General features: G+C 35.3%; 18 protein-coding genes, 1 tRNA gene and 1 pseudogene. 3 read left to right on the top strand and 17 right to left on the bottom strand.

What is annotated here, in order from left to right; translation table 11 throughout:
* Positions 1–247 precede the first annotated feature (247 nt).
* A complete protein-coding gene (locus tag G9F74_RS22875) occupies positions 248–397 on the bottom strand; it encodes a hypothetical protein (protein ID WP_000521653.1) in 150 nt (49 codons plus the stop codon).
* Between the two features lie 540 nt (positions 398–937).
* On the opposite strand from G9F74_RS22875, the pseudogene G9F74_RS22880 reads away from it, so the two are divergent.
* Positions 938–1,450: pseudogene (locus G9F74_RS22880) on the top strand (cysteine hydrolase family protein).
* 428 nt (positions 1,451–1,878) lie between these two features.
* A complete protein-coding gene (locus G9F74_RS22885) occupies positions 1,879–2,169 on the top strand; it encodes an ArsR/SmtB family transcription factor (protein WP_000894375.1) in 291 nt (96 codons plus the stop codon).
* Positions 2,170–2,312: 143 nt separating this feature from the next.
* Here the strand turns inward: G9F74_RS22885 and G9F74_RS22890 are convergent, their stop codons facing one another.
* Entirely contained in the window at positions 2,313–3,425 is a 1,113-nt protein-coding gene (locus tag G9F74_RS22890; protein WP_000525126.1) for a class I SAM-dependent methyltransferase, read from the bottom strand.
* Between the two features lie 9 nt (positions 3,426–3,434).
* The gene (locus tag G9F74_RS22895; protein ID WP_000872319.1) at positions 3,435–4,064 is read right to left on the bottom strand and encodes an MBL fold metallo-hydrolase; all 630 of its coding nucleotides are present in this window, start codon (positions 4,062–4,064) and stop codon (positions 3,435–3,437) included.
* A gap of 170 nt (positions 4,065–4,234) precedes the next feature.
* Here G9F74_RS22895 and G9F74_RS22900 point away from each other — a divergent pair, with 170 nt between their 5' ends.
* Positions 4,235–4,408 carry a DUF2759 domain-containing protein gene (locus G9F74_RS22900; protein WP_000524850.1) on the top strand — a complete coding sequence of 58 codons (174 nt, stop codon included), beginning with the start codon at positions 4,235–4,237 and terminating at the stop codon, positions 4,406–4,408.
* An 81-nt stretch (positions 4,409–4,489) separates the two neighbouring features.
* On the opposite strand, the gene glcK is transcribed toward G9F74_RS22900, so the two are convergent.
* The 14 genes from glcK to G9F74_RS22970 all read right to left on the bottom strand — a co-directional run bounded on the left by glcK (position 4,490) and on the right by G9F74_RS22970 (position 18,750).
* A complete protein-coding gene (gene glcK, locus G9F74_RS22905) occupies positions 4,490–5,473 on the bottom strand; it encodes a glucokinase (protein ID WP_016109096.1) in 984 nt (327 codons plus the stop codon).
* Between the two features lie 19 nt (positions 5,474–5,492).
* A complete protein-coding gene (locus tag G9F74_RS22910; protein WP_000253699.1) occupies positions 5,493–5,693 on the bottom strand; it encodes a YqgQ family protein in 201 nt (66 codons plus the stop codon).
* A gap of 103 nt (positions 5,694–5,796) precedes the next feature.
* Positions 5,797–6,375, bottom strand: coding sequence for a 5-formyltetrahydrofolate cyclo-ligase (locus tag G9F74_RS22915; RefSeq protein ID WP_000656840.1), 579 nt, complete (start codon positions 6,373–6,375; stop codon positions 5,797–5,799).
* Between the two features lie 104 nt (positions 6,376–6,479).
* Positions 6,480–6,629: a 50S ribosomal protein L33 gene (rpmG, locus tag G9F74_RS22920; protein WP_001265616.1), complete on the bottom strand. Its 150-nt coding sequence runs from the start codon at positions 6,627–6,629 to the stop codon at positions 6,480–6,482.
* Positions 6,630–6,698: 69 nt separating this feature from the next.
* The gene (locus tag G9F74_RS22925; protein ID WP_016109097.1) at positions 6,699–9,056 is read right to left on the bottom strand and encodes a sugar phosphate nucleotidyltransferase; all 2,358 of its coding nucleotides are present in this window, start codon (positions 9,054–9,056) and stop codon (positions 6,699–6,701) included.
* A 370-nt stretch (positions 9,057–9,426) separates the two neighbouring features.
* Positions 9,427–10,083, bottom strand: coding sequence for a phosphate signaling complex protein PhoU (gene phoU, locus G9F74_RS22930; RefSeq protein WP_033657342.1), 657 nt, complete (start codon positions 10,081–10,083; stop codon positions 9,427–9,429).
* A 171-nt stretch (positions 10,084–10,254) separates the two neighbouring features.
* Complete coding sequence (gene pstB / locus G9F74_RS22935) at positions 10,255–11,070, bottom strand: phosphate ABC transporter ATP-binding protein (protein ID WP_000226691.1); 816 nt, start codon at positions 11,068–11,070, stop codon at positions 10,255–10,257.
* A 28-nt stretch (positions 11,071–11,098) separates the two neighbouring features.
* Complete coding sequence (gene pstA / locus G9F74_RS22940; RefSeq protein ID WP_016109098.1) at positions 11,099–11,965, bottom strand: phosphate ABC transporter permease PstA; 867 nt, start codon at positions 11,963–11,965, stop codon at positions 11,099–11,101.
* 1 nt (position 11,966) lies between these two features.
* A complete protein-coding gene (pstC, locus tag G9F74_RS22945) occupies positions 11,967–12,917 on the bottom strand; it encodes a phosphate ABC transporter permease subunit PstC (protein ID WP_016109099.1) in 951 nt (316 codons plus the stop codon).
* A gap of 27 nt (positions 12,918–12,944) precedes the next feature.
* Positions 12,945–13,862, bottom strand: coding sequence for a PstS family phosphate ABC transporter substrate-binding protein (locus G9F74_RS22950; RefSeq protein ID WP_016109100.1), 918 nt, complete (start codon positions 13,860–13,862; stop codon positions 12,945–12,947).
* A gap of 338 nt (positions 13,863–14,200) precedes the next feature.
* Positions 14,201–16,336, bottom strand: a complete 2,136-nt coding sequence (locus tag G9F74_RS22955; RefSeq protein WP_016109101.1) for a peptidoglycan D,D-transpeptidase FtsI family protein — start codon at positions 16,334–16,336, stop codon at positions 14,201–14,203.
* Between the two features lie 109 nt (positions 16,337–16,445).
* A complete protein-coding gene (locus G9F74_RS22960; RefSeq protein ID WP_000871364.1) occupies positions 16,446–17,723 on the bottom strand; it encodes an MFS transporter in 1,278 nt (425 codons plus the stop codon).
* Positions 17,724–17,840: 117 nt separating this feature from the next.
* Positions 17,841–18,452, bottom strand: coding sequence for a superoxide dismutase [Mn] (gene sodA / locus G9F74_RS22965; RefSeq protein WP_001052031.1), 612 nt, complete (start codon positions 18,450–18,452; stop codon positions 17,841–17,843).
* Between the two features lie 224 nt (positions 18,453–18,676).
* Positions 18,677–18,750: transfer RNA gene (locus tag G9F74_RS22970), tRNA-Ile, on the bottom strand.
* Between the last annotated feature and the right edge of the window lie 71 nt (positions 18,751–18,821).

The raw sequence follows: 18,821 nt of genomic DNA on the forward strand, positions 1-18,821 counted from the left end.
CCCCTCCAAGTAATAGTGTAACATCCATGTGTATACATGGTCTTTTTCACACTGTCTACCTAAAGGGGATAATATCATCCCCTCTCAAGGAATCGACTTTTTTATTTATTCTTAATGAACTAACGCATGCGTTAGTTCATTAAGAAAGATGTTTGAAAAAATAGCCTGTATATATTTGAACGATGAATAACTTACCTATTTCCTTTTGTTTACACCGAATACAAAACAATCAGACAAACAAAACATATTATTTATCTGTTTGTTTTTGCTTCTTTTTCAAATACTCCGCACGCAATTTTTCAAGTTGCTGCTTTTTATCAAATTTGGCAGGCGTCTGTTTTTCATGAAACTTTGCCACAGCTACCTGACTTTTGTAATCCAATTGATATTTGCCCACTTTGTTCACCTACTTTTCTTGTCTTTACAGAGAATCTATTCAACAAATATAATATACCTTATTTTACTGAAGCAAATCTTATTACTTTAGTAGTTTTTCTACTTACATCTATCTTAATCCAAATATCCCTTTATCTAACTAACCTGCCCCGTTAGTTTAAGTAGGAAACTTCACAATCTCAATAGAGTAAAACCTATCGGTACATAATCCAATCACCTTTCAATTAGACCTCATAATGTCTCATAAGACTTGTATCAAAATACTTATCGTTGTAAATGCGTATTTTCTTGACTCTACCCCAATTATAATAAAACAACTTTATTGTTTTTTAAAGAATTTTATTGTAAATAAAACTACTTTATTATCTCTGTACAAAAATTTAATCATTGGGGGTTTTGTTCATTCCCACTCATTATTAGCCTTCACCAATCGGGCGTTTACGGGCAGCCCGCCTCCCACAAATAGTGGGATAAAAGCACATCACTTATTTACAAATAATGGTTTTATCGATATATTAAGAAATAAAAGGGGGTAAAAATAATGGATACTTGTTCTGATATTTTAATCGTTATCGATTTACAAAATGGGGTATGTTATAGCGGAGAGCATTTATTTGATTTACAAAACTTGCTTACAAAAGTAAATAAAAGAATTTCTTCATACAGAAAATCAAATAAACCAATCATTTTTGTTCAACATTGTGATGATCATTTAGTACCCGAAAAAGAACTTTGGGCTATTCATACTGATCTAGATGTTCAAGACCATGATTTCTTTGTGAGAAAAACACATGCAAATTGATTTTATAAAACAAACTTAAAAGAAATTTTAGATCAATTATCTGTACATCGTATTGAATTTTGTGGCGCCCAGACAGAGTACTGTATGGATGCTACGATTAAATTTGCTCACGGACTAGGGTACGAAAACTTTATGGCACCTAAAATAACTTCTACATTAAACAATCCATTTATGTCCGCAAAAGAGACAATTGACTTTTATGAGAATATATGGAATCACAGATTTTTAAAGTTGCTAAAAGATGAGCTCTAGCATAAATGACGAATGACTTGATCATTCTAAGATTGATCAGCTACACTCAAGTGTCTCATTATCCTCATAAAAAAGCTGATTACATCGGGCTTCTTTTAACCTGTTTTATATTCTATATATAGCATTATAATTCCTTTGTCATATTATTTTAAAAATTTTGTATATTCATTTGAAAGAATAAGAAAATCATGATAAAATTGTGTTACAAATATATCTATATCTTTCAATTTTTAAAACGCATCAAAATTTTCGCCCAAAAGCGTCATTTTACAAAACTGTGCTAATTTATCCATTTTATTTACATCAGGGTCTCTTTTCTTACAATTTCTTTACTTTAGGAAATTTTTTCTGCAACAACTGTTTTCTTTTCTTTAATTTTTTGGTATGTATAGTATGGTATAACAGCTCACACGGAGGTGGAAAAGAACATGTTAGAAACCTTTCAAAAAGAAATAGAACTTTATGAAAGCAATGCAGAATTATTGAAAGTACTTGCTCACCCAGTTCGTTTATGTATCGTAAAAGGATTAATCGAGCGTGGTCCAAGCAACGTTTCTACAATGTACACTGGCTTAAACATGCCACAGTCTACAATTTCACAGCATTTAGCAAAATTAAAAAGTGCTAAAATCGTTTCTAGTGAAAGAAAAGGATTAGAAATTTACTACAAAGTAGAAAACGAAACAATTATTCAACTCGTTCGCGTATTATTAGGTTAGGGACTAATAAACAGAGAAAAAGAACGTATTCTATATTTTTCATCTCATATCTTTAATATAAATATATATCATGAGAGGAAATATATAATACTACATACGTCGTATTAAAAAACAAGACACAGAAATATGCTGTGTCTTGTTTTTTATATTGTTAAATACCGATTCAGATGTAAATTCTGTATGTCTTTCGTATGTATAACAACATCAAAGGCATTCCCTAATCCTCCGTTCAAAATCATAGAACGAATTGCTCGATTTTGTTTTTGAGTTTCAGAAAAAGGATTCGTATCTTGATGACTCGTAAGCTGTTCTAATATTCCTGCAGCTAACAAAAACTCAGATTGCTTCTTATGCCATACTGCACTCATTCCCTGAAGGTTAAAAATCTCCTTTAACTCATCCCAATGAATATGAGTAGTAAGATCCATTTCCCCTGGATACGCTAAAGGATTACGTATTAACTTATGCTTATAATACCCACGTAAACTTCCTTCTCGATGCGCAGGGTACGTCCATTCTGCTTTTGTGTATCCATAGTCAACTGTAATACATATACCTTTTTGAAACCATTTTGCAATTCCTTTTATATAATCTTCCATCGCAATTGGCACCTCAAAACGCTGCCCTTCTGCAATATGAATGTTATATTTCAGTAAGTAGCGACCGATTCTTTTATCTAACGGTCTACATACTTCAGCAAGGTTCCCTTCCTCTGTATACGTAATACGTACTTCATACAACATTCCATTTCTCTTCTCAATTACTTCAACAGGAAATGCATCAAATAACTCATTCGAAAAAAGAATTCCTTCGAATGACTCTCCCATTTTACTATAAGATGTATAATACGATATATTAGAAAATGAGCACAGATTCTCTTGTTGTAATTTTCTATGAAAAGGGCTCACTTCAATCATTGAATAGTTTAAATCAATAAAGGTTTCCGGAGATAATTGCTTCCATTCTTGTAAAACATCATAGGCAAACTTTCCTGTTCCCCCGCCAATCTCACAAATATTTGGAGCGACTTCATCATTCTCAACAAGACGAATAAAAAACTTAGCAAATGTTTTTGCAAAAGCAGAGGATACATTGCTACTTGTAAAAAAATCGCCTTGTCTTCCAATCTTTTCACGGTCCTTCATATAATAGCCATGCCCTTCTGCATACAATACGAGGTTCATATACGTACTATATGAAATCGAATAATCTTTCTCTTTCCCCATCCATTCTCTTAAAATGAGCTCCATCCCCATAATGACTCCTTATTGTAAAAATGGATTATTTTCTTTTTCAAAACCGATGCTTGTTTCTGGACCATGTCCACATAGCACCGCTGTTTCATCTGGCAATACGAATAATTTCTCTTCAATACTTCCAATTAATTCAGCAAAACTTCCACCAGGTAAATCAGTTCTTCCAATACTCATTTGGAATAATACATCTCCTGAGAACACTGCATTCGCCTCTTTACTATAATAAGAAATACTTCCTGGAGAGTGTCCTGGCGTCTCAAAAATTTCAAAATTAAATGAACCGACTGTTAATGTACCTTCTGCATCAATAATATGATCCGCTGGCTTAGCTGTAATACTACGGTTCATCATAAAAATTTGAGAGCCATTTACAGTTCCATCTCCTAACCAATCTGCTTCTTCTTTATGTACGTATACAGGAATATGGAAAGCGTCTCTTACCGCATCAACAGCACCAATATGATCAAAGTGGGCATGCGTTAATAAAACCGCCAGTGGTTTTAATTGTTCTTCTTGTAAATATGTAACGAGCTTCTCTCCTTCATGACCAGGATCAAAGATAATACACTCATTTTGATCATTCGTTAAAATATAAGCATTTGTTTGTAATGGTCCTAACGGCATTTGTGTCCATTTCATATGAAAATCTCCTCCAGTTATTAAACTTACTTTTAATGATACAACATTTCTTTCTCTTAGGAAAAGAAAGGATGCTATCTCGACAATCATTTTTAAAACATGTACAATATAAAAGAGTAAATATTCTAAAAACTCACATTTAAGAATAGGTAGACAGAGGAGGATATTGTATGGGCCTTGTTATTATTTTTACGCTTGTCACTCTGTTAGCTGTTTTTGCTACGCTTAGAACACTTCGCGAAAAGAACTTTTTCGCAGGCGGCTTTGCAATTGCGACTGTACTCGTTTTCGGATGGTTTACGATCATGACTGTTCTATATAACGGGTATCCACCAGCAGCTTAATTCACTTACATGTTATTCTTCATCAAGATTATGCACAAAAAGAGGAAGGGTTTCCCCCTTCCTCTTTTCACATTTCACAACTTATATCATCTTCGCTTCGTATTTGTGCTTTTTTACAAGCCAAGCTCCTCCAATAACACCTGCATCATTACCAAGTGTTGCAATGGCTAACTTCGTACTCTTTACAGCACGTGAGAAAGCATATTGCTCGAAATAACTTTGAATTGGTTCTAATAGTGCATCTCCAGCTCTAGAAACGCCTCCACCAATAACAATTTTCTCTGGGTTCAACGTACTAGAAAGATTCGCTACAGCTAATCCTAAATAAGAAGCTACTTTTTCTACTACTTCATTTGCTAGTTCATCACCTTGTCCGTGCGCTTCAAAAACATCTTTTGATGTAATACGTCCTTCTTCTGCTAACATAGAACGTAACATGCTTTCTTTATCAGTCTCTTGTATTTTCTGCATAGCAACACGCACAATACCCGTTGCAGAAGCTACTGTTTCTAAACAACCAGATTTTCCGCAATTACATGGGAAAGCATTTTCTGTAACGACTGTAATATGTCCAATCTCACCAGCAGCACCACTTACACCGTGTACAATCTCACCATTGGCGATTACACCACCACCGACACCAGTGCCAAGCGTCATACAAATTAAATCTTTTGCTCCTTCGCCAGCACCTTTCCACATTTCGCCAAGCGCTGCTAAGTTTGCATCGTTATCAATTACAACAGGTAACCCTGTTTCTACTTCTAGTAAATCTTTTAATGGATAGTTTTTCCACCCTAAATTAACCGCTTCATAAATCATTCCAGATGCCACATGCACAGGACCAGGAGCTCCCATACCAATACCAATTAACTTGCTTTTTAATTCGCCTAACTCTTCTAATTTTTTATCAATTGCCTTCGCTACGTCAAGTGTAATATGTTTTCCTTGCTCATTTGTATTCGTAGGGATTTCCCACTTATGTAAAATTTCACCGTATACATTAATAAATGCTAATTTAATCGTTGTACCTCCAAGGTCAACACCAACTAACCATTTCTCTTCCATGTTGCTTACCTACCTTTATCTAATTCTTATTTAGCTCTTTTTGAATTTCTTGCTTCAATAAAAATAAAGCTGTTTGATAGTCTTGTGGATCGATTAGCTGTGACTGATTTAATTCACGTAGCTCATCTTGCATTAATTGCAAATCTGCAATTCGATCACCCGTATAAATAATCGTACCAAATTTCTTTAGCAATTGCTGAATATCATAAATAGATACCATTTCATCACCCTCTATGCTCACTTACTATAAAAAATTATAATAAGAAAACGTTCACATATTTTATTATAATCAAGAAGAAAAAGTCTCGTCAATTTTTATTTGTCTATACAAGCCCATTTATAACCATTGTTCCTTTTTCTGTAATAATTTTTTCTACATTTTTATCAAATGGTTCCACTGGAATTTGTTTTACCATTTGAAAATCATAAGCTAATGATAGCGTTTTCCCTTTATAATGCACGAGATAACGATCATAATAGCCCCCGCCGTATCCAATCCGTTCTCCTCGCTCTGTATAGGCTACACCTGGTACGATTTGAAGGTTAATTTCATCCGCATTCACTTCTTCAGTAAGCGATGGAATCGGTTCACGCAAATGCATATACACTGTTTCTAATTGATCAAAATTACTAATTTGCCGGAAGGACATTGTTCTTGTTCCTTTATTACACTTCGGAACTACAACTTTCTTTCCTTCTTCCCAAGCTTTTTCGATAATAGGATATGTATTCACTTCATTTTCCATTGAAAGAGTGATTCCAATTGTTTCAGCTTCAACCCACTCTTTTTGCGCATACAACGAAACTGCGATTTGCTCTGATAAAGTTGCATACTGTTCTTCCGATAAAGAATTCATGTGTTCTATTATTTGTTTACGTAAACGTATTTTCTCTTCTTTCACACATCTTCCCCCCTACAGTGACACTTTACTCTATGATGATAGTGTATCACTTTTAATATAGGAATCGAATAAAAAAAGAAACAGTAGGAAAATATTCCTACTGCTTACTTTGTTTCACGGTGTAACGTAGACTTCTTGTCACGCTTGCAATACTTTTTAAGCTCGATACGCTCAGCGTTGTTACGTTTATTTTTCTTTGAGATATAGTTACGATCTCCGCATTCTGTACATGCTAGAGTAATATTCACACGCATTCTTATTTCCCTCCAGTACTAATAACTTAAATCAGACTATACCATAATACCACTTTTAAAATAAAAATTCTACACCTTTTGATATTGTCTAATTTTTTCTATAAGATTTTTCATGTTTTCCCTTGCTATCACTGGATTTCTAGCATGTGAATACACCAAAAATTTTGGTTGTTTTGTATCAGAAACGATATAAGACCACTCTTTTTCGGTATACTTGAACTGCACTCCTTCAAATATACCTTCTTCCTTTCTTTCCATATCGGCCAATAATTTCCTCATCACTTTCCCTTTTTCGTTCCATGAACACACAACTTCATCATAAAGTAAATAAAGCGGCGGTGATTGCTCTACTATGCTAAGAAACGCCTTTTCTTGCAGTGCTATTAACTCGAATAACTTTCCAATTCGATATAAAATATCTCGTTTCCACTTTACTTGAAACGCCTTTTTTTCATCATGTATATAAAATAGAAGGTAACATTCTCCTAATTTCAAAGACATTGGGTAAATATTCCCTTTTGATTCCAGTAATAAGTCAGGAAGATCTATTTCTTCAAAATCTGTACCTTGGTAAATATTACTATGATTATCATATAACTCGAAATAATTTCCTTGCTCAGAAAACATAAGCGCCATATTCGCTTTACTTGATTTCATCAAAGCTTTCACATGATCTTTTTGTTCGCCCGCATAAATCCATGTAACTGTGCACCCAAGCCTTTGAAGAAAGAGCATAAGTAAATGTTGTAACATATCATTTCTCTTATTAATAAGAAGATGAAACTTTTGTTTTTGTATTTGTTCAATATCAATGCATTCTAATACAGCTTCTATATAGTCATTTAAAGAAACGTGGACTGGCGTATTTTGTCCCATTTCTTTCTCACATACGTAATAAAACGACTCGGACATATATACTTGTTCTATTGCTTTTTGCTGCTTATACGTTAACAGCATCCCATCCTTACCATACAGCTTTATAACAACTTCTTTTTCATTTTCCACTTGAACGAAAACCCCACCTGCACATTGCAAATTATGAATGCTATACTGAAAAAGTGACTCGTTCATCTCTTTACATTCCATCGTATGAATCCCGATACCATGAATAGCATGTAAAAATAAATTTTTATAAGAAGTTGTTTCTATATGTTCTTGACTCCCAATTAGTATGCTTTCCCCTTTTCCGAAAAGAGATCCATACGCCATCGCCACTTTTACAATAAATTGCGGAGTAATCTCAACATTCCCTCTCCCTACAATACGGCTTTTTTGTAACCAGCCAGCGCTTTTTTCACTTTCTTGAACACCAGCCGATCCTACTATCGAATGACTATCAATGGCCTTATAAGGCCATAATTTTCCTTTTTGCTTAATGACCGTACTCTTCCCTATATGACAATGATCCGCTACAATACTTTTTTGAAACAACGTAACGTCATCTTCAACCATTGTATGCTCTCCTATTGTCGTTTCTAATAGCTCACAATACTCCCCAATGTGAGCATTTGCAAAAACAATACTTTTTTGAAGATGAGAGTAACTTGAAACAATACTATTTTTCCCGATAATAGAGTACGGCTCAATTACAGCCCCCGCACCAATCTTTGCTCCTTCTCCAATAAAAGATGGGCCATGAATTTTCGTCCCTTTTCCAATCGTCACACCTTCTCCCATCCATACCATCGGTAACACTTCCGTATAAGGAATAGGTACTTGCAATTTTTTCGTTAACAAATCAAATTGTGCTTGTCGATATTGATCAAATGTACCAATATCTAACCAATAACCTTCTGACAAATATGCAAATAACGCGTTCTTATTTGCTAATAATAATGGAAACACATCTTGACTGAAATCAAAAAACTCTCGGGGTGGTATGTAAGAAAAGATTTCTGGCTCCATAATATAAATCCCTGTATTCACAATATTGGAGATTACCTCATTCCAGCTCGGTTTTTCTATATATCGTGTAACCTCTTGTTCTTTGTTCATTACAACCAAACCGAATGAGAGTGGGTTTTCTACTTCCTTTACAAACATAGTTACCATTCTTTTCTTTTGTTCATGAAACGCAATTCCTTCTGATAATCGAAAATCAGTTAATGCATCTCCACTTATAACAACAAATGTTTCATCTAAAAAGTTTTCCGCTTGTTTAATACTTCCTGCCGTTCCAAGTGGAGGGGAGTCTTCAAAATAGTACAAGTTAACTCCCCATTTACTACCATCGCCAAAATATTGCTTAATGGCCGCACTCATATATTGAACTGTAATTGCAATTTCACGAATACCATGCTGACGTAACAATTCAATATTGTATTCCAAAACTGGTTTTTCTAATAATGGCAACATCGGCTTTGGAGTATTACATGTTAATGGTCTAAGGCGTCTTCCTTTTCCTCCAGCTAAAATAACCCCCTTCATATACTTCAGCCTCCACTTATATAATGTTCAATAAATCCATACACCATATGTATATTCTCTATCCCACATGAACTAGCAATATAAGCTTGATTGTTTCAACAAATCAATGTGCTATGGAAAATCTCTGCTTATAATCTTCTTCCATATAAAATGAAACTTTAATAAGAAGGGCTATTTTTATCACCCTCAAACAACAAAGAAAGCGCTTACTATTAACTTAGTAAAAAAGCACTGAATAAAAACCAATAATACTAATTTTCCCATTATATTATGATACATCTTATCATCATAAACTAAAGGAAACAACGAGCTTTTTTTGTCATGTTTTGACTAAAAAAAGCAGGTGATTTCTCATCACCTACTTTCCTTCCTATTCATTCAATAAATAATGCTTTCCTTTTACTAAATAAAATACATTCTCAGCAATATTTGTAACATGATCTGCTACACGCTCAATATATCTTGCAACAAAGGATAATTGTGTAATTTGTGTAATAGCCTCTGGTTGTTCAGGGATCGAGGATATAAATTCACGAATTGCCTTCCCATATATTTCATCAACTGAATCATCCATCTCAGCAATTTGTTTAGCAAAAGTTAAATTTTCTTGTTCGTATGCTTCCAATGCTAAATTTAGCATCTTATGAGCAATCGCAAACATTTCATCAAGATTTTGCAAACTAACTGTTACTTCTTTTTCCCCAAGACGAATTGTGGATTTCGCAATATTAACAGCATGGTCTGCAATACGCTCTAAATCTGTCGCTGTTTTAATTGAAATAAAAATTCTTCTTAGATCACTTGCTACAGGCTGTTGCTTCGTAATAAGCATAAGAGCAAGATCGTTTATTTCCTCTTCTAAATTATCCATGCGGTAATCACCATCAATGACCTCTAACGCTTTCTCTACATCTCTTGTATGCAGACCTTCCATAGCAATTAATAAAGCTTCCTTTGCTAATTCACCAAGCTCAATTACCTTTTGCTGTAACGTTTTTAAATCACACTGAAACTGTTCTCTTACCATCGTTTCTTCCCCCTCAATATTATGTGCCATTTTATATAAATCTCCTATCTAACCTCTTATACTTGCCATAAGCAGTAAGATAGGAGAAGTTTTAATTCTCTATTAAAATGAGGTAAAAATAAGAAATGCCCTCTGTTAAGAGGGCATTTTCTCTTAGCCTTGCTAGCGATATCAACCGAATCGTCCTGTGATATAGTCTTCTGTACGCTTATCTGAAGGGGTTGTGAATAATTTATTTGTATCTGTATACTCCACAACTTCCCCACTTAAGAAGAAAGCTGTTTTATCTGAAATACGCGCTGCTTGTTGCATGTTATGCGTTACAATTACAATACTAAAGTCTTTCTTTAACTCTTGAATTAATTCTTCTACTTTTAACGTCGAAATTGGATCTAACGCCGATGTTGGTTCATCCATTAAAATAACGTCTGGTTCAATCGCTAAGCAACGTGCAATACATAAGCGTTGTTGCTGTCCACCAGATAAACCGTATGCGTTATCATGCAAACGATCTTTTAATTCATCCCAAATTGCTGCCCCGCGTAAACTTTTTTCAACAATTTCGTCCAACGTTTTTTTATCACGAACACCGTGGATTTTCGGTCCATATGCTACATTTTCATAAATAGATTTTGGAAATGGATTTGGCTTTTGGAACACCATTCCTACATGTGTGCGTAATTCTTCAACTGGATACGATTTATCAAATATATTACGTTCTCTATATTCAATCACGCCTGTAGTTCGAACGATCGGTACTAACTCTACCATACGATTTAATGTTTTTAAGTACGTTGATTTACCGCAACCACTTGGTCCAATAATTGCTGTAACTTCATTCTCATGAATACTTAAGTTAATATCCTTTAAAGCATGGTCTTCTCCATACCATAAATTTAGGTTTTTCGTATCAAATACTACTTTTTTTGGAGCAGTCTGGATTTTCTCTTCGTTTTTCACCTGTACATTTACTACTGTTGCTACCATTTGAATTCCCCTTTCATCCACTTCCAACTTATTTTCGATTTCGTAACCATAAGACAAATATATTGATAAAGAGTAACAGACCTAGCAAAACAATCATCCCAGCTGCTGCTACATACTGAAATTCTTCTTGTGGTCTACTCATCCAATTAAAAATTTGAATTGGTAAAACTGTAAATCTATCAAACATACTAAATGGAACATAATTTGCAAACGCTAATGCTCCGATTACTAACAACGGTGCCGCTTCTCCAATTGCTCTTGATACCGCTAACGTACAACCCGTTATAATTCCTGGGAAAGCTACCGGCAATACAATTTGATACATCGTTTGCCACTTCGTAGCACCTAATCCGTAAGAAGCCTCTAATAATGAACTTGGTACAGATCGTATCGCTTCTTGACTCGCTACAACAACTGTCGGTAAGACGAGCAAACTCATCGTCAGCGCCGCTGCAACAATACTCTCGCCTAAATGAAGAGCATATACAAAAATAGTTAAGCCAAGTAATCCAAATACAATGGAAGGTACTCCTGCTAACGTTTGATTATTGATTTCTATTACCTTTTTAAATATAGATTCCTTCGCATATTGCTCTAAATAAAGGGCAGTCCCGACTCCAAATATAAACGTGACCGGTATAACAATACTCATAAATAATATTGTCCCTGACAAAGCTGCAGCAATCCCGGCTTCTTTCGGATTACGTGAAGCGAAGTTTGTAAAGAAATCTATTGAAAGATAGCTTAACCCTTTTTCAAAAATTTGAAAAAGCAAAATAAGCAAAATTACGATTGAAAACAAAATTGCTATATAAAATAACAATTTGTAAATTCGATCTTTAAAAAAACGTGATGCCATATTTTCTTGTATTTTTTTATGATTCAACATTCGCATATTATGTCATCCTCCTAAAACGGCGCACAATATACTGCGAAATGATGTTCATTATAAAAGTAAACAAGAATAACGTTGCGCCTACGGCATACATACTGTAATAAGCAATCGTTCCATGCGGAGCATCACCTAAACTCACTTGCACAATATAGGCTGTTAACGTTTGAATAGAGTGCGTCGGATCCAGCGATACATTCGGTGTGGATCCCGCTGCAATTACAACTATCATTGTTTCACCGATTGCCCTGGAAGCCGCTAATATAATCGCTGCCATAATCCCTGTAAAAGCTGCGGGAAACACTACTTGTTTTACCATCTCAAACCGAGTCGCTCCGAGCGCTAACGAGGCTTCTTTCGTTCCTTTCGCCACAGCTCTCATCGAGTCTTCAGATAAAGATGCAACTGTAGGTATCATCATAAATCCAATAACGATTCCTGGACTAATTGCATTAAAAAACTGTAAATCCGGTATCATTCGTTGTAAAAGTGGCGTGACAACTGTTAATGCAAAAAAACCATATACAATTGTCGGGATACCTGCTAATAGTTCTAACATCGGCTTTAATATTTTTCGCGCACCGTTTGAAGCGTATTCGCTCAAAAATACAGCACACGCTAAACCGATAGGAATTGCTACAAACATGGCGATTGCTGTTACAAGGACTGTTCCACATATAAGTGGTAATATACCGAATTTAGGATTTTCAAAAAACGGTAACCATTCTTTCTCCGTCAAAAAGGAGTATAATGATATTTTTTGAAAAAACATCATTGTTTCATTTGCCAACGTACAAATAATTCCCATTGTCGTCACAATAGACACACTAGCAATTATTTTTAATAATAATGGAACTATTTGATTGATTCGCTGCGTTTTTTTTCTTTGTTTTGTATTTCTTTCAATCAAATGTTGTACAGAAAATGTAATTTGACTTTTGTCGTTATGAGCCAAAGATGAAAACCCCTTTCCACCCTGACATTACCTTTTGATTTCTGTTAACATTCGCAGCTGTTCATTATATTTTTCTTTTCGTAATTTTACATATCCAACCTCTTCAGCGAGGTTACCAACATGTTTGATCATAAACTCAACATAATTTGCTACATTTATTTTTTGTCGGATAGATGCATCATTCACATAAGTAAATAACGATCTAGATAACGGCTTATAATCACCTGATTGAATAGTCTCTTTCGTCGGAAATACACCGTTCACTTTTATCGCTTTCACCCTATCTCGATTGGCCATATAATAAGCATATCCTACAAAAGCAATGGCATTTTTATCATGCATTACTCCTTGCATAATAACTTGATCATCTTCAGACAAAGAGACTTTTTTTACAATGCGACGATTTTGTAAGATGACATTTTGAAAATAATCATAAGTACCAGAGTCTACACCTGGTGCATAAAACTTCACTTGTGCACGTGGCCATGTTGAATGAACTTGCGACCATCGCTTCTCTCTTCCATCTTCACTCCATAAGAGACGTAACTCGTCTACTGTCATATTGTCTACCCAAGTATTGTGACGATTTACAACAATCGTAAGACCATCATAAGCAACCTCAAAGGGTGTAAACTGAATGGAGTTATTCTTCATTTCATTTTCTTCCACTTGTTTCATTACTCTCGAAGCATTATTTATATCCACTTCTCCTTTACTGAAACGATTAAATCCTCCTCCAGTTCCAGAAACACTAATAGAAATTTTCACGTTTGGATGCTCCTTTGTATATTCCTCCGCTACTGCTTCTATAATAGGAAAAACCGTTGAGGATCCATCAACTCTCACTTCTCCCCTTTCGTTCACAGCAAATGCAGTAGACATGCCAAAACAAAGGAACCATGTCGATAATATAAAAACTTTAATCGATGCACTCATCCATTTCACGTGTTCTTCCTCCTAGAAGTAACCGGAAATAACAGGATTACAGATATAAGAATACTGCTAAACTATTAATTCGGTTTTAATTGTTTGTAAAAGTTTTGTAAAGTTCCACAGGAATCAACATAAGATAAAACTTTAATCAGTAGCCGCTATTCATTTCCACTGATAATTAATTAGTCCATAAGACAGTTATCCCCCTATACACAATATAAAATTATCATTTGTGAGACCGCGTGCTTTTTCCAATATTTTATACTTGTCCACATTTATTACACGATATGCATAAACCATAAAAAAAAGCACACTATCTTTTCAGATAGTGTGCTTTTTTTACAACTTTTTTATTCCTCATCTTGATCTTCTTTTTCATTTTTATTATCTTTTGCATCTTTTGGAGCTTCACCATTTATTTCTTGGTTTTTCAAATCATAGTAAGCATCCATAATTTCACGACTAATATATCCATTAATACCAGTCTTATCATCATGTACCCACGGAACAACAACAGAGAATGCCACTTCTGGATCTTCAAGTGGCGCATAACCTACTAATGTTAAGTTATAAGTCTCCACACGCTGACCATCTGCTTTTTTACCAATCGCTTTATCCCCACCATACACAGTTTGCGCTGTACCAGTTTTCCCTGCAGCTTTATATTTTGCACCAGTAAAGTATTTTGTAGCTGTACCGCCGGAATCGTTAAATACTTGTCTAAATCCTTCTTGAACACGTTTAATTTGTGATTCAGGCATATCAATACGATTTAGCACTTTCGGCTCCATCGAGTGAATAACTTTTCCAACTTCATCTGGTTTCGCTTCCGGTTGACGAATTTCTTTAACAACTTGCGGTTGCATACGATATCCACCATTGGCAATTGTCGAAATATATTGCGCTAATTGAAGTGGTGTATACGTATCATACTGTCCAATTGATAAATCTAATAAGAAACCTGGGATATTGTCTGTAGTACCTCTTTGTCCAGCAGATTCATTCGGTAAATCAATGCCTGTTTTTACACCAAGTCCAAACTGACCATAATAGTATCGCATCGTATCATATGCTTTTTGCGGTATATTTAACGTACCACCTCTAACATATGGAGCATTAGCGATATTCATCGCTGTTTTAAACATATATACGTTAGAAGACATTTTTAATGCTGTTAAATCATTAATATATCCCATCGTCTTCCAAGAAGATTTGCTCTTCGTCCCTTTTAATACGATTGGTTCATCCAGTTGAACTGAACCCGGTTGAATTGCACCTGTTTGATATCCTGTAAGTACTGTCGCACCTTTTACAGTCGATCCCATCGGATAAGAACTTGTCATCGTTCCTAATGCGAAATCTTGTACTTTCGTTTCGCCATTTTCATCCACTAATTGTTTCCCAGCCATAGATAACACTTCACCATTTTTCGGATTCATCATTACAACAAATGCTCGATCTAAAAGAGGTTCTGACCCTTTAAATTTCGTTAAATTTTTGGTAATAATATCTTCCACACGCTTTTGTAATTCCATATCAATTGTTAAGTTCAGATTATTACCACTTTGTCCTTGTGATACATTAATTGTTTCCAAAATATTACCGTTTTTATCTGTAATATTTTTCACTTCTGCTTTCGTACCGTGCAGGCTATCTTCATATTGCTGTTCAAGATAACTTTTCCCTACTCGGTCATTTCGATTATAATCACGAACAAGATAGTAATCTAGTCTTTCTCTCGGTAAACCTTCATCCGCCGTCGACACCCCACCAAGAACACTTCGGAATAAATCATCATACGTATATTTTCGATCCCAATCAACATTCGTATCTACACCTGGTAATGTTGCTAGGCTCTCACTAATAATCGCATATTCTCTTTCTGTAGCATCTTTTTTAATAACTTGAGGTGTCATTGCATATCCGCCGTCCATCTTACTTTTAATCGCTAGTATTTCTAAATCTTTTGCGGATAATTGATTAATCTCTTCTTCTGTTACACGACTTCGTTGACGCTCGTCTAATTCTTTATCGTCAATTTTGTTATCTTTCAATTCTTGACGATCTTTACTCGTAATTTTTGTTTTCGCTTCCTCTTTATGCATCGCAATCCAATAATCTTTTTTATCTCGCTCTGTTAATTTATCTGTCGGTACTTCAATCAACTCTGCTAATTTTTTCGCTGTTTCTAAGCGATCTTCTGCAGTTGATCCTTTCATTTTTGTAAATGTAATAGTACGAACAGCTGTATTATCTACTACAGGTCGCCCATAGCGGTCAAAGATTTTCCCGCGCGGTACAGGATTACTTATCGTTGAATTCTCTTTCTTCTCTACTTCATTCTTATATTCCTCACCACGAACAATTTGTACATATCCGAGCCTTACAATAACCGCGGAGAACATTAAAAATACGCAAAAAAACAGCACGTTTAATCGAAAAGGAACGTGAGTTTTTTTCTTTTGTTGTTTCTGCTTCTTGCTCATACAAACCCCCTCTACCAACAGCTATGTAATGTGAAAGGGACACCTTCATACAGGTGTCCTCACTGCTGTCTTACATCTTTTTCTATTTTAGCATAAAACAAACGATAAGTTAACCTTCTGGTTCAGTTTGATTCTGGGTAGTTTCTTGCGCTACAACGCTGGTTTTCCCCACATTTCCCTCATCATATTTGACATTTTTAACTGCAAAATAAATAAGAAAATGTCCAGCACCTAAAATACATAGTAAGAAAGGTAAACTTTTTTCAGGCGGAAAGAATAACACAGCATATAAAAAACTTAAAACCGAACAAATCCTTCCAGCATTTAACCATAATTCCCGGACAACTACATACTCTACACGCCACTCTCTCGCATTTTTCGCTCTACCAATTACGTCATATGTCATTGACCCGTACGGAACGAGTAAAATAGGATATGCGATCGCGATACATGCTGCATAAATAAGTAATTTTGTGTATGTAACATTGAATATAACTAAAAATACGACCGCATATAAAATAATGCCTCCAAGCAAAATCGCTTTTTTTCGCCACTCTTTCTTTAACATACGAGCAACTAAGTAGTAACATACAAATGATACAGCGGAGTTGACTAAGCTATATTTCCCTAATGCGAGCTCACTATCGGTTGCTAAGTACACATATACTGAAATAACAAAAATAAATGTTCCCTCTCTCAACCCTTGGAAAAAATGAGCACGTGTAATTCTCCCCCAATTTTTATCAATCCGTCGCTCCTTCAATACTTTTGTAATTTCATAACGCCCTTCACATTCTCTCTTAGATAAAAAAAAGCTTAAAACGACAGCAATTGCAAATAGCACTAATGAAAGAAAGAATATGACAGTATAACCACTCCATTTTGCCATACGTGAAATTGTGTATCCTGCCGCTATCGGTCCAATCATTCCAGAGAAGGATGTAAGAAGTCCAAGAAACCCATTAAAGAAATCTCTTGTTTCTGGTTCTGTAATCTCAAATGTCAATAAGTTAAACGCGAGCCAATAAAAACCATATCCGACTCCTAAAAGAGCCCCCATTAATAAAATATAGTGAGAAGCGCTTTTTCCCGCTACTAAAACAACGATAAAAAAAATTGCTAACGTGCCTACGCCTATTCGTAACAAGATTGAGCGGTCAATACGTTTCGCTAATTTCCCACCTATAAGAAATGTGAGAGGCTGCAATACAACGCTGGCCAAATTATACAAGCCAAGATTCACATAATTTTGTGTTTGTTTCCATAAATAAATATTAACAAACGTATTCGATAAAGAAATTGCGAGCGTGTATAAACCTCCAATAAGGAGCAATAACACTAAATCCCGATTCACTTCAACGTCACCAATTATATGTTTCCACTTCATACACAACTCTCCTTTACTTCATGTTCTAGTCTTCCAAAGACAAGCCCAATTATGTAAAAGGAAAGCATAGAAAAAAGCTAGGAGCATTCTCCTAGCTTTTTTCTATAATTATTATAATTATTTTGCTTCTTGGTAACGTTTTTCAGCAGCGTTCCAATCTACAACGTTCCAGAATGCACCGATGTAGTCTGGACGACGGTTTTGGTAATTTAAGTAGTAAGCATGCTCCCAAACATCTAAACCGATAACTGGAGTTTTACCTTCAGTTAGAGGAGAATCTTGGTTTGGCGTGCTTGTTACTTCTAACTCACCATTGTTTACTACTAACCAAGCCCAACCAGAACCGAAGCGAGTTGCGCCAGCTTTTGCGAATTCTTCTTTGAATGCATCGAAGCTACCGAATTTCGCTTCAATCGCAGTTGCAAGTTCGCCTACTGGTTGTCCCCCGCCGTTTGGAGAAAGAATTGTCCAGAAGAATGTATGGTTAGCATGTCCACCACCATTGTTACGTACTGCTGTACGGATTGCTTCTGGTACTTCGTTTAAGTTTGCAACTAATTCTTCAACGCTTTTGTCAGCTAGTTCTGCATGACCTTCTAAAGCAGCGTTTAAGTTTGTAATGTACGTGTTGTGATGTTTTGTATGATGGATGTTCATTGTTTCTTTGTCAAAGTGAGGCTCTAAAGCATCATACGCATAAGGTAAGTTTGGTAATTCGTGTTTTGCCATTGTTATATTCCTCCCAGTTTATGTATTGCCACCATATGTGTGACATACAACTTCATTCTACCCTAATTGCCATAGGGTGCAAACAAATAAATCACATTGTCTTGCTATCATTAAAGTAGCAAAATTCCCACTTCTTTTCAATTAAAATGCTCATATATTCCGTAAAAAAAGCTTCCTTCTACAAGGAAGCTTCCTGCTGACATAATAAACATGCGAAATGGGTATGGACCCTGTAGGACTCGAACCTACGACCGGACGGTTATGAGCCGTCTGCTCTAACCAGCTGAGCTAAGGGTCCATAATTATGTATGTAATAACATATTAAACAACTGAATTCCTATCGGATATATCCTTTAAGAAATGTAAGAT

The sequence above is a fragment of the Bacillus sp. EKM202B genome (genome assembly GCF_011066025.1).
Lineage (GTDB): Bacteria > Bacillota > Bacilli > Bacillales > Bacillaceae_G > Bacillus_A > Bacillus_A toyonensis.